9 protein-coding genes are annotated in these 15,873 nt (G+C 49.6%); all 9 read left to right on the plus strand.

Features of this window, described 5'->3' with window-relative positions; translation table 11 throughout:
- The first annotated feature begins 86 nt into the window (after positions 1 to 86).
- The 9 genes from DW915_RS05045 to DW915_RS05085 all read left to right on the plus strand — a co-directional run bounded on the left by DW915_RS05045 (position 87) and on the right by DW915_RS05085 (position 15,871).
- Positions 87 to 1,160, plus strand: coding sequence for a carbamoyl phosphate synthase small subunit (locus DW915_RS05045; protein ID WP_055219571.1), 1,074 nt, complete (start codon positions 87 to 89; stop codon positions 1,158 to 1,160).
- Positions 1,160 to 4,366 carry a carbamoyl-phosphate synthase large subunit gene (gene carB, locus DW915_RS05050; RefSeq protein WP_118741706.1) on the plus strand — a complete coding sequence of 1,069 codons (3,207 nt, stop codon included), beginning with the start codon at positions 1,160 to 1,162 and terminating at the stop codon, positions 4,364 to 4,366. Before DW915_RS05045 ends, carB begins: the two co-directional genes overlap by 1 nt.
- A 202-nt stretch (positions 4,367 to 4,568) precedes the next feature.
- A complete protein-coding gene (locus DW915_RS05055) occupies positions 4,569 to 5,480 on the plus strand; it encodes an undecaprenyl-diphosphate phosphatase (RefSeq protein WP_118741707.1) in 912 nt (303 codons plus the stop codon).
- Positions 5,481 to 5,988: 508 nt separating this feature from the next.
- Positions 5,989 to 8,619 carry a pyruvate, phosphate dikinase gene (gene ppdK / locus DW915_RS05060; RefSeq protein ID WP_118741708.1) on the plus strand — a complete coding sequence of 877 codons (2,631 nt, stop codon included), beginning with the start codon at positions 5,989 to 5,991 and terminating at the stop codon, positions 8,617 to 8,619.
- 147 nt (positions 8,620 to 8,766) lie between these two features.
- Entirely contained in the window at positions 8,767 to 8,961 is a 195-nt protein-coding gene (locus tag DW915_RS05065; protein ID WP_147398417.1) for a hypothetical protein, read from the plus strand.
- A 348-nt stretch (positions 8,962 to 9,309) separates the two neighbouring features.
- Entirely contained in the window at positions 9,310 to 10,848 is a 1,539-nt protein-coding gene (abc-f, locus tag DW915_RS05070) for a ribosomal protection-like ABC-F family protein (RefSeq protein ID WP_055265474.1), read from the plus strand.
- 260 nt (positions 10,849 to 11,108) lie between these two features.
- Positions 11,109 to 12,848: an ABC transporter ATP-binding protein gene (locus DW915_RS05075; protein WP_334294917.1), complete on the plus strand. Its 1,740-nt coding sequence runs from the start codon at positions 11,109 to 11,111 to the stop codon at positions 12,846 to 12,848.
- Entirely contained in the window at positions 12,829 to 14,673 is a 1,845-nt protein-coding gene (locus tag DW915_RS05080; protein WP_118741710.1) for an ABC transporter ATP-binding protein, read from the plus strand. Before DW915_RS05075 ends, DW915_RS05080 begins: the two co-directional genes overlap by 20 nt.
- 19 nt (positions 14,674 to 14,692) lie before the next feature.
- Positions 14,693 to 15,871 (plus strand): phosphopentomutase, encoded by a 1,179-nt coding sequence (locus DW915_RS05085; RefSeq protein WP_118741711.1) that lies wholly within the window; start codon positions 14,693 to 14,695, stop codon positions 15,869 to 15,871.
- Positions 15,872 to 15,873 lie beyond the last annotated feature (2 nt).

The following is a 15,873-nucleotide window of genomic DNA, read 5'->3' on the forward strand; positions in this document are numbered from 1 at the left end:
TGATAGAATCTGAAAGATTAAAGTATGAGATGCATATTTCATACAAACTCAAAACCGAACGAAAAAGAAAGGAAAACGGTGGAATGATGAAAGCTTTTCTAATCTTAGAAGACGGGCATGTCTTTACCGGAACCAGCATTGGTTCACAAAAAGAAGTGATCAGTGAAATCGTATTTAATACATCCATGACTGGATATCTCGAAGTGCTGACTGACCCATCCTATGCGGGACAGGCAGTATGTATGACGTATCCTCTTATTGGAAACTATGGAATTTGTTATGATGATCAGGAGTCCTTAAGACCCTGGCCGGATGGCTATATTGTAAGAGAATTATCCCGTCTCCCCAGCAACTTCCGTTGCCAGGACACCATTCAGAATTTCCTGAAAAAGTTCGATATTCCCGGAATCGCCGGAATCGATACTCGTGCTCTCACCAAAATTCTTCGTGAAAAAGGTACCATGAACGGTATGATCACGACCAACGAAAATTATCACCTCGATGAAATTATTCCAAAATTAAAAGCGTATAATACCGGAAAAGTTGTAGAAAAGGTAACCTGCTCTGAAAAATCAGTTTTAAAAGGAGAAGGCTTTAAAGTTGCACTTCTGGATCTTGGCGCAAAGAACAACATCGCACGTTCCTTAAATGAGCGCGGATGCGAAGTGACCATTTATCCGGCGCTTACTACAGCAGAAGAGATCCTCGCCGCAAATCCGGACGGAATCATGCTGTCCAACGGCCCTGGAGATCCGAAAGAGTGCGTATCCATTATCAAAGAGATTAAAAAACTGTACGATTCCAATGTACCGATCTTTGCAATCTGTCTTGGACATCAGCTGATGGCACTGGCTACCGGCGCAGATACCCACAAGATGAAATACGGCCACCGCGGCGGAAACCACCCGGTCAAGGACCTGGCAACTGGAAGAGTTTACATTTCTTCCCAGAACCATGGCTACGTCGTAGATACCGATACCCTGGATCCGAATGTGGCAGTTCCGGCCTTTGTGAACGTCAACGACGGCACCAACGAGGGACTCAAATACGTCGGCAAAAACATCTTTACCGTACAGTTCCATCCGGAGGCATGCCCTGGCCCGCAGGATTCCGGATACCTGTTTGATCGATTCCTTGAGATGATGGGAGGTAACAAATAATGCCAAAGAATCCGAATATTAAAAAAGTTCTGGTTATCGGTTCCGGTCCGATCGTCATCGGACAGGCAGCAGAGTTCGACTACGCAGGAACACAGGCGTGCCGTTCCCTGAAAGAAGAGGGAATGGAAGTTGTTCTTCTGAACTCCAACCCGGCAACCATCATGACCGATAAAGACATCGCAGACCGCGTTTACATCGAGCCGCTGACCGTAGAAGTGGTAGAGCAGCTCATCCAGAAGGAAAAACCGGACAGCGTTCTTCCGACTCTGGGAGGCCAGGCAGGACTGAACCTTGCGATGGAACTCGAAGAAAAAGGCTTCTTAAAAGAAAACAACGTACGCCTGATCGGTACCACAGCACAGACCATCAAAAAAGCAGAGGACCGTCAGGAATTCAAAGATACCATGGAAAAAATCGGCGAGCCGGTAGCGGCATCCCTGGTTGTCCATGATGTACAGGCTGGTATCGATTTCACCAACAAGATCGGTTATCCGGTTGTACTGCGTCCGGCTTACACCCTCGGCGGAAGCGGCGGCGGTATCGCTTACAACGAAGAAGAGCTGATCGAGATCCTCTCGAACGGACTCCGTCTTTCCCGTGTCGGCGAAGTACTCGTTGAAAGATGTATCGCCGGATGGAAAGAGATCGAGTACGAGGTAATGCGGGACAGCGTAGGAAACTGCATCACCGTCTGCAACATGGAGAACATCGACCCGGTCGGCGTTCACACCGGAGACAGTATTGTCGTAGCACCGTCCCAGACCCTGGGAGATAAAGAGTATCAGATGCTGCGTACTTCCGCACTCAACATCATCACCGAGCTCGGCATCACCGGCGGATGCAACGTACAGTATGCGTTGAATCCGGACAGCTTCGAGTACTGTGTTATCGAGGTAAATCCGCGTGTCAGCCGTTCTTCCGCACTGGCTTCCAAAGCGACCGGTTATCCGATTGCAAAGGTTGCTGCAAAGATCGCACTTGGCTACACTCTGGATGAGATCCCGAACGCCATTACCGGAAAAACCTACGCAAGCTTCGAGCCGATGCTGGATTACTGTGTTGTAAAAATCCCGCGTCTGCCGTTCGATAAGTTTATCAGTGCAAAACGTACCCTGACCACACAGATGAAGGCAACCGGTGAGGTTATGAGTATCTGCAACAACTTCGAGGGCGCGCTGATGAAAGCCATCCGTTCCCTGGAACAGCACGTAGATTCCCTGATGTCCTATGACTTCAGCCACCTGTCCAAAGACGAGCTGATCGAAGAGCTTCACATCGTAGACGATATGAGAATCTGGAGAATCGCAGAGGCGATCCGTCAGGGCATCTCCTACGACGAGATCCACGAGATCACCAAAATCGATGTATGGTTCATCGATAAGCTGGCTATCCTCGTTGAGATGGAGCAGGCATTACAGACCAAAGAGCTGGATGAGGATCTGCTGCGCGAAGCAAAACGCCTTGAGTTCCCGGATTACCTGGTGGCAAAACTGGCAGGAAAGACCGAAGAAGAAGTAAAAGCGTTAAGAAAACAGTATGATATCACCGCAGCTTACAAGATGGTAGATACCTGTGCCGCTGAGTTCGCAGCAACCACACCGTATTACTATTCCGTATACGGCGGCGAAAACGAAGCTGTCGAGACAAACGACAGAAAGAAAGTCCTCGTTCTTGGTTCCGGCCCGATCCGTATCGGACAGGGTATCGAGTTTGACTTCTGCTCCGTACATTGTACCTGGGCATTCAAGAAAGAGGGCTATGAGACCATCATCATCAACAACAACCCGGAGACCGTCAGCACCGACTTCGATATCGCAGATAAACTGTATTTCGAGCCGCTGACACCGGAAGATGTAGAAAATATCGTCAACATCGAGCATCCGGACGGAGCCGTTGTACAGTTCGGCGGCCAGACCGCGATCAAGCTGACCGAAGCACTCCTGAAAATGGGTGTGCCGATCCTTGGAACATCTGCAGAGAACGTAGATGCCGCAGAGGACCGTGAGCTGTTCGATGAGATCCTGGAGCAGTGTGAAATCCCGCGTCCGAAGGGACACACCGTATTCACCGCAGAAGAGGCGAAAAAAGCAGCCAACGAGCTCGGCTATCCGGTACTCGTCCGCCCGTCCTACGTCCTTGGAGGACAGGGTATGCAGATCGCCATCAGCGATGAGGACGTCGATGAATTTATCGGCATCATCAACCGGATCGCACAGGAGCATCCGATCCTGGTTGATAAATATCTGCAGGGCAAGGAGATCGAGGTTGATGCAGTCTGCGACGGCACCGATATCCTGATTCCTGGTATCATGGAGCACATCGAGCGCGCCGGCGTTCACTCCGGAGACAGTATCTCCGTTTATCCGGCACAGAGCATCAGCCAGCATGCAAAAGACACCATCGTAGAGTATACGAAACGTCTGGCAAGATCCCTGCATGTCATCGGTATGATCAACATCCAGTTCATCGTATGCGGTGAGGATGTTTACGTCATCGAGGTCAACCCGCGTTCTTCTCGTACCGTGCCGTACATCAGCAAGGTAACCGGAATCCCGATCGTGCCGCTGGCAACGAAAGTCATCCTCGGCCACACGATCCGCGAGCTTGGCTACGAGCCGGGACTGCAGAGAGAGGCAGATTACATTGCCATCAAGATGCCGGTATTCTCCTTCGAGAAGATCCGCGGCGCAGATATCGCCCTTGGACCGGAGATGAAATCCACCGGTGAGTGCCTTGGTATTGCAAAGACCTTCAACGAGGCTCTTTACAAAGCATTCCTCGGCGCCGGAATCAACCTGCCGAAATATAAAAACATGATCATCACCGTAAAGGATGAGGATAAAGAGGATATCGTTCCGATCGCACAGAGATTCCAGGCTCTCGGCTACAAGATCTATGCGACGAGAAATACCGCGAAAGCCCTGAACGAGAACGGCGTCAATGCGATCCGCACCAACAAGATCGAGCAGCCGTCCCCGAACCTGATGGACCTGATCCTCGGCCACAAGATCGACCTCGTCATCGATACTCCGTCCCAGGGTGTTGAGCACTCCAAAGACGGATTCGTCATCCGCCGGAACGCGATCGAGACAGGTGTCAACGTACTGACCTCTCTGGATACCGCAACCGCACTCGTAACCAGTCTGGAAAATACAGATGTGAAGAAGCTGACCCTGATCGATATCGCAACGATCGACAAGAGATAAGCATGATAGAAGCATAAAGCAAAGAAAAGCTCTCTGCTGCAGAAACAAAGCGGCAGAGAGCTTTTTTGGCCGAATGTGGGTTTGAATGGATTTTACAAAAAAGAAAACGTGACGCGCTTGTGTTTTTAGCATAAGTATGATAGATTTTTAATAGAATGCCAGAAAAGGGCATCCAATTCAAAAAGAGAAAGGTACATATCGTATGAACATCATTGAGTGGTTAAAGGTTATCCTGCTGGGTATCGTAGAGGGCATTACCGAGTGGCTTCCGATCAGCAGCACCGGCCACATGATTCTGGTAGATGAGTTTATTAAGCTGAATGTGACAGATGATTTCAAGAATGTTTTTGAAGTTGTCATCCAGCTCGGTGCAATCCTTGCGGTTGTCGTCATCTATTTCTGGGATCTCTGGCCGTTTCATGGCAAAAGCAAAGCGAAAAGCAAGAGCTATTTTGCCAATCCAAGCGACAACAAGGTCTTTGCAGGTATTCAGAACTTTGTAGACAATTACTGTTATCTGGACAAAATTATCATGTGGTTCAAGATCGTCGTATCGTGTCTGCCGGCAGCCGTGATCGGACTGGCATTCAACGACTGGATCGAGGCCCATCTGATGAATTACGTGATCGTAGCACTGATGCTGATCATCTATGGTGTCCTCTTCATCATCATTGAGAATTACAACAAGACGAGAACACTGTCTGCAACAAAAATCAAAGAGATTACCTGGAAAAATGCGCTGTATATCGGTGTTTTCCAGCTCCTTTCCATCGTACCGGGAACTTCCCGTTCGGGAGCAACCATCATCGGCGGTATCCTGCTGGGATGCTCGAGAGAGCTGGCATCGGAGTACACGTTTTTCCTTGCCGTTCCGGTTATGTTCGGCGCGAGCCTTTTAAAACTGGTAAAACACGGCTTTGCCTTTACCGGTGTTGAGGTGGCGATCATGATCGTCGGCATGCTGGTGGCATTTGCGGTATCGATTTTTGCCATCAAATTCCTGATGCAGTACATCAAGAAGCACGATTTCAAAGCCTTCGGCTGGTACCGTATCGTACTCGGTGTGATTGTGCTGCTGTATTTCGTAATCAAAACCGTAATTTTGAAAGCATAAAATCGAACAATTCCGAAAATTTACCGGGAAAAATAGAAGAAGAAGTATCGTAAAATGAAAAAATTGTGCGATACTTCTTTTTTTACGCGAAAATTACAAAAAACCCTGTAAAAAGTAACCAAAAGCTGATATAATAAAACATAACAGGGGCACAGACGATACAGTTCACCCGCGCCATTCGCAAAACTGCGCTTTCAGCGCTTTCCGCTGCTGCGCAGCTCCTTTTGCTCATTTCTCGGCGCTCCCTTCGTGTGTTCTTGCAAACAAATTTTCATGCAAGCATGAAATTTGCCCGCCAGAACACACGAGTGAACTGTAAATTAAAAAAAATACCGAAAATTTGCCATATTTTTATTGACTAAAGATATTCTTATGGTAAAATAAATGTGTGCGCCCGAGAATATCTTTCTTTTCGGTGCAATCAGTATAGGGTGAACGTATCATCCAGGGCAATCTGGAAATACTTTACTATAACCTATCAAAATTACAAGTAGGAGGAAAAGTAACAATGGCAAAATGGGTTTACATGTTCACTGAAGGTAATGCAGACATGCGTAACCTTCTCGGTGGAAAAGGCGCAAACCTGGCTGAGATGACAAACCTGGGACTTCCTGTACCACAGGGATTCACGGTAACAACCGAGGCTTGTACACAGTACTATGAGGATGGCAGACAGATCAACGACGAGATCATGGGTCAGATCATGGAAGCAATCGATAAAATGGAAGGAATCACAGGAAAGAAATTCGGAGACGCTAAGAATCCGCTGCTCGTTTCTGTACGTTCCGGAGCAAGAGCTTCCATGCCAGGTATGATGGATACCATCCTGAACCTTGGTCTGAACGAAGAGGTTGTTGAAACTCTGTCACAGGCTTCCGGCAACCCACGTTGGGCTTGGGACTGCTACAGAAGATTCATTCAGATGTTCTCTGACGTAGTTATGGAAGTTGGTAAAAAATACTTCGAAGAGCTGATCGACAAGATGAAAGAGGAGAAAGGCGTAAAACAGGACGTAGATCTTGACGCAGATGACCTCAAAAAACTGGCTGAGCAGTTCAAAGCTGAGTACAAAGCTAAAATCGGTGAGGATTTCCCGACCGATCCTAAGGTACAGCTGATGGAGGCTGTAAAAGCCGTATTCCGTTCCTGGGACAACCCGAGAGCAAACGTTTATCGTCGTGACAACGACATCCCGTATTCCTGGGGTACCGCTGTTAACGTACAGATGATGGCATTCGGAAACATGGGAGATGACTGTGGTACAGGTGTTGCCTTCACCCGTGATCCTGCTACAGGAGAGAACGGACTGTTCGGTGAGTTCCTTACCAACGCACAGGGCGAGGACGTAGTTGCCGGTGTTCGTACACCTATGCACATTTCTGAGATGGAAGAGAAATTCCCGGAAGCTTTCAAACAGTTCAAAGAAGTTTGCAAAACTCTGGAAACACACTACAGAGATATGCAGGACATGGAGTTCACTGTAGAGCACGGTAAACTGTACATGCTGCAGACACGTAATGGTAAGAGAACAGCAAAAGCTGCTCTGAAAATCGCTTGCGACCTTGTAGATGAGGGAATGAGAACAGAGGAAGAGGCAGTTGCAATGATCGATCCTCGTAATCTTGACTCTCTGCTTCATCCGCAGTTCGATGCAAAAGCACTGAAAGAGGCTACTCCAATGGCAAAAGCACTGGGAGCATCTCCGGGAGCTGCTTGCGGTAAAATCGTCTTCACAGCAGATGATGCTGTTGAGTGGGCTGAAAGAGGAGAAAAAGTTGTTCTGGTTCGTCTTGAGACATCCCCAGAAGATATCACAGGTATGAAATCTGCACAGGGTATCCTGACTGTTCGTGGTGGTATGACCTCTCACGCAGCTGTAGTTGCCCGTGGTATGGGAACCTGCTGCGTATCCGGCTGCGGTGATATCGTAATGGACGAGGCAAACAAGAAATTTACACTGGCTGGAAAAGAGTACCACGAGGGAGACTGCATCTCTCTGGATGGTTCTACAGGATGCATCTATGACGGACTGATCCCGACCGTAGACGCTACCATCGCTGGTGAGTTCGGAAGAATCATGGGCTGGGCAGATAAATACAGAACCATGAAAGTTCGTACAAACGCTGATACTCCGGCAGACGCTAAAAAAGCTCGTGAGCTTGGCGCAGAAGGTATTGGTCTTTGCCGTACAGAGCATATGTTCTTCGAAGGCAACAGAATCGATGCATTCCGTGAGATGATCTGCGCTGAAACCGTAGAAGAGAGAGAAGCAGCACTTGCTAAGATCCTTCCGGAGCAGCAGGGAGACTTCGAGAAGCTGTATGAAGCTCTGGAAGGCAACCCGGTTACCATCCGTTTCCTGGATCCGCCGCTTCATGAGTTCGTTCCGACTGAGGAAGAGGACATCAAGAAACTGGCTGACGCACAGGGCAAATCTGTTGAGCAGATCAAAGCAATCATCGCTGGTCTGCATGAGTTCAACCCGATGATGGGTCATCGTGGATGCCGTCTTGCTGTAACTTATCCGGAAATCGCTAAGATGCAGACAAGCGCAGTAATCCGCGCAGCCATCAACGTGAAGAAAGCTCATCCGGATTGGAATGTAAAACCGGAAATCATGATCCCACTTGTTGGCGATATCAAAGAGCTGAAATACGTTAAGAAATTCGTAGTAGAGACCGCTGACGCTGAAATCGCAGCTGCAGGCAGCGACCTTGAATACGAAGTTGGTACCATGATCGAGATCCCGAGAGCAGCTCTGACTGCAGATGAGATCGCAAAAGAGGCAGACTTCTTCTGCTTCGGAACCAACGACCTTACTCAGATGACTTACGGATTCTCCCGTGACGATGCTGGTAAATTCCTGAACGCTTACTATGACGCTAAGATCTTCGAGAACGATCCATTCGCAAAACTCGATCAGGACGGCGTTGGCAAGCTGATGAAGATGGCTATCGATCTTGGAAGACCGGTTAACTCTTCTCTGCACGTAGGTATCTGCGGTGAGCACGGTGGAGATCCGAGCTCCGTAGAGTTCTGCAACAAACTGGGTCTGGACTATGTTTCCTGCTCACCGTTCCGTGTACCGATCGCTCGTCTGGCAGCAGCTCAGGCAGCTATCGCTCAGAAGAACGCTTAATTTAAGCAGAATTTGTCCGAATCAGGATATTCATGCAGTAGCATGATTTGTGTTCAAACGTAACAAGGCCCCGGCGGTCTGTAGTGATACAGGGCGTCGGGGCCTTGTTTTTGCAGTCACGAAGGAGATGGCATGAGAAGAGAGAAGATGAAAAAGAAAAAAAGTATATGGAAACGCATTGTGCTGGGCGTGCTTCTGGTTATCAAAATGAAATTCAAACAGGGCAAGCGGAAAACGTTTAACCGAATCAGGCAAGTAGCGAAGTGGATTGCAAATATCCGCTTTGACAGTTATCCGCGCGTAATCTGTAAAAAAAGGCTTGCGGAAAAACAAGAAGTATGATAGGGTAAGAACAGAATTGACAGAGAGAGGTGAAAGGATGAGAAATAACTAACTTTTGAAGACATGAAAACAGACATTTGAAAGAAAAACGATGTTCTGAAAACAGCAGATTGCGTCTGCAGATCTGTGCTGTTATATTTTCTGTCGCCAAAAGTGGGTTATGTTCTCATCGGCCCCTCTCTTTTTTGATGCCTGCATTTCAAAAAGAATCCCGGTAAAAGGGGGCTTTTTAGGGTGCCTGGGCGAAAAAAAGAGAACAGTGTCTTTTTACTTATCGCGCTGCGCGGACAGAACATCCTCTTTTTGCATCGACAGAACAGGAACATCAATGCAAAGGGGGAATTTTTTATGGCAGAAATCCAGGTAACGAATCTTACATTTGAATATGAGGGCAGTTTTGAGCCGGTTTTTGAAGAGATATCTTTCTCCGTTGATACCAACTGGAAACTCGGTTTTATTGGGCGGAATGGAAAGGGAAAGACGACATTTTTAAATCTTCTGATGGGAAAATACCCGTATCAAGGAAAGATTTCCACATCGACGGTGTTTGACTATTTCCCATATCATGTGACGGAAACACAGAAGAAGCAGACAGCGGCAGAATTTTTTGATGAGCTGAAGCCATCGTGCGAACTGTGGCGGGTGCTGATCGAAATGGAAGATCTGCAGGCAGATGCCGCATTGCTGTACCGCCCGTTTGGAACTTTAAGCTTTGGAGAACAGACAAAAGTGTTGCTCGCTGTTCTGTTTTCTGGAGAAAATGATTTTCTTCTGATCGATGAGCCGACGAACCACCTCGACCAGGATGCCAGAGCGTGTGTGCGGGAATACTTAAAGAAAAAGAAAGGCTTTATTCTGGTCTCACATGACCGCGATCTTCTGGACGCGTGCATTGACCATGTTCTTGTTTTAAACCGCGGCTCGATCGAAGTACAGAGCGGCAATTTCACTTCGTGGTGGGAAAATAAACGGCGGAAAGATCAGTTTGCGCTGGCGGAGAACGAAAAACATCTGCAGGAGATCGCATCTCTGCGGCACGCGGCAGACCGAAGCAGCCGTTGGGCGGAGAAAAATGAAAACACGAAAATCGGTTTTGACCCGATCAAAGAACATGACCGCTGCATAAGCACAAGAGCCTTTATCGGTGCCAAGACGAAGAAAATGCAGAGCCGCATCGCACAGTATGAAAAGCGGATGGAACGGGAGATCGAAGAAAAAGAGGGCTTGCTGCAGGACATTGAGCAGACAGAAAAACTTCATGTGCAGCCGCTCATCTATCCGAAAGAACGTCTTATCTTTGCCAGAAATTTGTGTGCCGGTTATCCGGGTGGCGGCAATGTGATCCGGAATCTGAACTTTGAACTGCTCCGCGGCGAGCGCGTGTTTCTGCACGGAAAGAATGGATGCGGAAAATCAACGCTTCTGCATCTGATCCGAAACCTGGCGGAGGAGACGGGAAACAGAATGCAAGATCACAGGGAAATAGAAACCCGAAGCGGCCTTTTGACTGTGGGAGCTGGCCTTACTATTTCGTATATCAGCCAGGACACCGGATTTTTATCCGGCACACTTTCCGAATACTGCAGAACGGAAAAGCTGGACTACAGCCTCCTTCTGACACTGCTTCGAAAGCTTGATTTCGAGAGAACACAGTTTGAAAAACCGATGGAAAGCTTTTCTGAGGGGCAGAAAAAGAAGGTACTGATCGCCGCAAGTTTTATCACGCCGGCGCACCTTTATATCTGGGATGAGCCGCTCAACTACATCGACGTGTTCTCACGCATGCAGATTGAACAGCTTCTCCTGAGCGCCAGCCCGACGATGCTGGTCGTTGACCACGATGTGCGGTTTCAGAAAAAATTGGCGACGCGGACAGTGAAACTGTAAAGTTACTGTTCACACAGCAGTGAAACACTTGGTGTTTCGCTGCGTAAGAAAGTGATTCAGGCGTGAGCAGCCCTCCTTTTGCGAAGCAAAACTTTAAATGCGGGATGCGAGTGTTACAGTTCGCTGGGAACCAGTGAACTGTAATATTATAAAAAAAGAACAGCAAACAGGATACCCCGGCGCGTTGAAAACTGCGTCGGGGTATGGTAAAATGAACTCCGAAAAACAGCTGAAGGAGGATATGACAGAAGATGAATGATATGAAGCGTCTGCTCTCGTATGCAGGCCCTTACAAACGGGACATGATTTTCGGAGCGGTGCTGGTATTGGTAGAAACGTGTTTTGAACTTTTTATTCCGATCCTGATTTCCAATCTGATCGACATTGGTATTGCGAACGGCGATCTCTCTTATATTTATCGCAAGGGAATTCAGATGGGAATCTGTGCGCTTTTTGCGCTTGTGACCGGAATTTTATACGCGCACTTTGCGGCGCGCGCAACGTACGGCTGGGGAGCCGAGATCCGGAAGGCGGAGTATGAGAAAATGCAGCGGTATGCATTTTCCAACCTCGACCACTTTGCGGTATCATCCCTGATCACCCGTATGACGACGGATGTTACCGTTATCCAGAATATGGTAAGCGCCGGCTTCCGCCCGATCACGCGCGGACCGTCGCTTCTGATTATGGGAATCGGACTTTCATTCTATATGAATCCGCGGCTGGCATTTGTATTCCTTGTATGTACCCCGCTTCTTGGATTTATTCTCTCCCTGATTGTGCGGAGAGTTGCCCCGATGTACACAAAACTGCAGTCCATGGTGGACCGCCTGAACAACGTTGTCCAGGAGGGACTGACCGCGATCCGTGCCGTCAAAGCTTTCGTGCGGGATGAGTACGAGGAAGACAAATTCAACGAGGTCAACACCGACCTGACCGCAGCGAGCGAGCAGACGTTCCACTACGCCGTGCTGAATCTGCCGGCATTTCAGGGCGTCATGTATACCGCGATCGTGCTGATTCTGTGGTTCGGCGGAAATATGATTCTGAAAAAACAGCTTGCCGTCGGAAACCTGACCGGATTTCTAAGCTACGTTATGCAGGTCATGAACTCGATGATGATGATTGCAAACGTCTTCCTGCTCCTGACCCGTTCCATGGCGAGCGCACACCGGATTGTCGAGGTGCTCGATGAGAAAATTGTGCTCACCTCGCCGGAAAATGGTGTAACAGAAGTGACAGAGGGCAGCGTGGAGTTTGACAACGTATCGTTTAAATACAAAGAAGAAGCAAAAGAGTACGCACTCTCCGATGTTACGCTGAAGATCAAAGCCGGTCAGACGGTAGGAATCCTCGGAGGAACAGGTTCTTCGAAAACGACGCTGGTGCAGCTCATTCCGCGTCTGTATGACACCAGCCGGGGCACCGTCCGCGTCGGCGGAAAGGATGTGCGCGCGTACGATCTTGCCGCTCTCCGCGATGCAGTCAATATCATTCTGCAGAAAAACGTGCTGTTCTCCGGAACCGTGCGTGAAAACCTGAAATGGGGCAATGCGGATGCATCCGATGAGGAGATCTGGGAAGCATGCCGCGCGGCGTGTGCGGATGAATTTTTGAACCGCATGCCGGACGGCCTCGACACCGTGCTCGAGCAGGGCGCAAGCAACCTCTCCGGAGGCCAGAAGCAGCGTCTCTGCATCGCGCGTGCGCTGATCGGAAAGGCAAAAATCCTGATCTTCGATGATTCGACAAGTGCGGTCGACACGGCAACGGAGAAAAAGATCCGCGAGGCACTGGCGGCGCGGAAGGATGTCACAAAAATTATCATTGCGCAGAGAGTAACATCCGTCATGAATACGGATCAGATCATCATTCTTGATGACGGAAAAGTACACCGGATCGGCACGCACGCTGAACTGCTGGCGGATGACCCGATTTATCAGGAAATTTACGCATCGCAGATGAAGGGAGGAGACGAAAATGGCAGCGAGAGCTTATAGCGGAAAGAAACCAAAGAACTTAAAACATACGTTGCGCGTATTTCTGTCTTATCTGGGACGGCACAAAAAAATGCTGGCGGTTGTAGCGGTACTCGTTACCATCAGCGCGGGAGCTAATCTCCTGGGAACGTATATGATCCGCCCGGTCGTCAACGGACTGGCAGACGGAGATGTGCATACACTGCTGCGCGGCGTGCTGATTACGGCACTCATTTTCGGGTGCGGCGCACTCGCAGCATACGGCTACACGCAGACCATGGTAAAAGCAGCACAGCAGGTTGTCTTTGATATCCGCCGCGATCTGTTCGAACACGTCCAGACACTGCCGCTGCAGTTTTTCGACAGCAGACGCCACGGCGATATCATGAGTCTTTTCACGAACGATATCGACACGATGGCAGATGCCCTGAACAACAGTTTTGCGATGGTTATCCAGAGCTTCATCCAGATTGTGGGAACACTGACCTTGCTGTATGTCCTGAACTGGCGGCTCTCGCTGATTGTAACGGTGTGCTACGGTATCATGTTCTGGTATATCAAGTTCAGCGGAAAGCGCAGCAAGGGTTATTATACGAAGCAGCAGAACAGCCTCGGAGAACTGAATGGCTATATTGAGGAGCTGATCACCGGACAGAAAGTCGTCAAGGTGTTCCACCACGAAGAAGAGAGCTTTACGGAATTCTGCAAAAAGAATGAGGAGCTCCGGAAAGCGGGAACCGGCGCGCAGGGGTATGCGGCGACGATGGTTCCTGTCGTTGTCAGCATTTCGTATGTCAATTATGCGATTGTGGCAGTGCTCGGCGGCCTTCTCGCCCTGCACGGAAAAGCCGATATCGGAAGCCTGGCAAGCTACCTTGTCTTTGTCCGCCAGGCGGCGCTTCCGATCAACCAGTTCACCCAGCAGAGCAACTTCCTTCTCTCAGCGCTCGCCGGTGCGGAGCGTGTCTTCGACGTGATGAGCCTGGAGCCGGAAATCGATGAGGGAAAAGTGGAACTGGTCAACGTAAAAGAAGAGAACGGCGCACTTGCCGTCTGCGAAGAGACAACAGGCCGCTGGGCATGGAAGCGCCCGGACGGAACGATGACGGAATTAAAGGGCGATGTGCGTTTTGAAAACGTGGATTTCGGCTACACGGCAGACCGTCTGATCTTAAAGAACATCAGCCTGTATGCCAAACCAGGCCAGAAAATTGCTTTTGTCGGTTCCACAGGAGCCGGAAAAACGACGATCACGAATCTGATCAACCGTTTCTACGACGTCCAGGGCGGTGCGGTTGTCTACGACGGCATTGACGTAAAAGATATCGAAAAAGACGCTTTGCGCCACTCCCTTGGTATCGTTCTGCAGGATACCCATCTGTTCACGGGAACCGTAGCAGAAAATATCCGTTTTGGAAAACTCGATGCCACGCAGGAAGAAATTGAACGTGCGGCCAAAATTGCGAATGCGGATTCCTTCATCCGCCGTCTGCCGAACGGCTACGACACGATGCTGACCTCCGACGGAGCCAACCTCTCCCAGGGCCAGCGCCAGCTTCTCGCGATTGCCCGTGCCGCCGTTGCCGATCCGCCGGTGCTGATTCTTGACGAGGCAACATCCTCCGTTGACACCAGAACCGAGGCGCTGATCGAAAAAGGAATGGACCAGCTCATGGAGGGCAGAACCGTATTTGTCATCGCCCACCGCTTAAGCACCGTGCGAAACGCCAATGCGATCATGGTGCTGGAGCAGGGAAATATCGTAGAGCGCGGCGACCACGACGCACTTCTGGCACAGAAAGGAAAATATTATCAGCTCTATCATGGAATGTTTGAGCTGAGTTAAAAAGAAAGGAGTAAAGAGTATGAGAAAATATAACCGTATTTTTCTGATCGTCCTGGATTCTCTCGGAATCGGGGCGATGGCGGATTCGGAGAAGTTTGGGGATGTCGGTGTCAATACCTTCGGCCACATCTGGGAGAGTCAGGGAGGCCTTGAAATCCCGAACCTGCGCCGCCTCGGCATGGGAAATCTCTGCGGTGTGACAGAGGATGAGGCAAAGGGTTACGCCAGAAGACTGAACGAGGCGAGCAACGGAAAAGACACCATGACCGGCCACTGGGAGATGATGGGAATTTACACGACAAAGCCGTTCGTTACGTTCACCGACCACGGATTTCCGAAAGAACTGATCGACGAGCTGGAAAAACGAACCGGCAGAAAGATCATCGGCAATAAGGCGGCGAGCGGAACGGAGATCCTCGATGAGCTGGCAGAGCGCGAGATCGAAAACGGAGAACTGATTGTCTATACCTCGGCGGATTCCGTACTGCAGATCTGCGGCAACGAGGAGACGATGGGACTGGAGACGCTGTATCATTACTGCGAGATTGCCCGTGAGCTGACCATGAAAGACGAGTGGAAAGTCGGCCGTGTCATTGCAAGACCGTACGTCGGAAAGAAAAAAGGAGAGTTCGTCCGCACCGCAAACCGTCACGACTACGCTGTCAAACCGACGGGAAAAACCGTGCTCAACGCGATGCAGGAGGCAGGATATGATGTCATCAGCATCGGAAAAATCAACGATATTTTCTGCGGCGAGGGCATCACGGAGAGTCTGAAATCCAAGAGCAGCGTCCACGGCATGGAGCAGACGATTGAGACGGCAGGAAAAGATTTTACCGGACTGTGCTTTGTTAACCTCGTCGATTTCGATGCACTCTGGGGCCACAGAAGAAACCCGGAAGGCTACGGAAAAGAGATTGAAAAATTCGATGTGAACCTTGGAAAGCTGCTGGAGCAGTTAAAAGACGACGATCTGCTCCTGATCACGGCAGACCACGGCAACGACCCGACTTATACCGGAACGGACCACACCAGAGAACAGGTGCCGCTCCTTGCGTACTCACCGTCTATGAAGGAGAGCGGCCTTCAGGAGACGAAGGACACCTTCGCCGTGATCGGCGCATCCGTTGCAAAGAACTTCGGCGTAAAAATGCCGGAGGGCACGATCGGAACGTCGATTCTCCCGGAATGGAAGTAACT

It is taken from the genome of Blautia sp. AM42-2, assembly GCF_003480245.1.
In the GTDB taxonomy this organism is placed as follows: domain Bacteria; phylum Bacillota; class Clostridia; order Lachnospirales; family Lachnospiraceae; genus Fusicatenibacter; species Fusicatenibacter saccharivorans.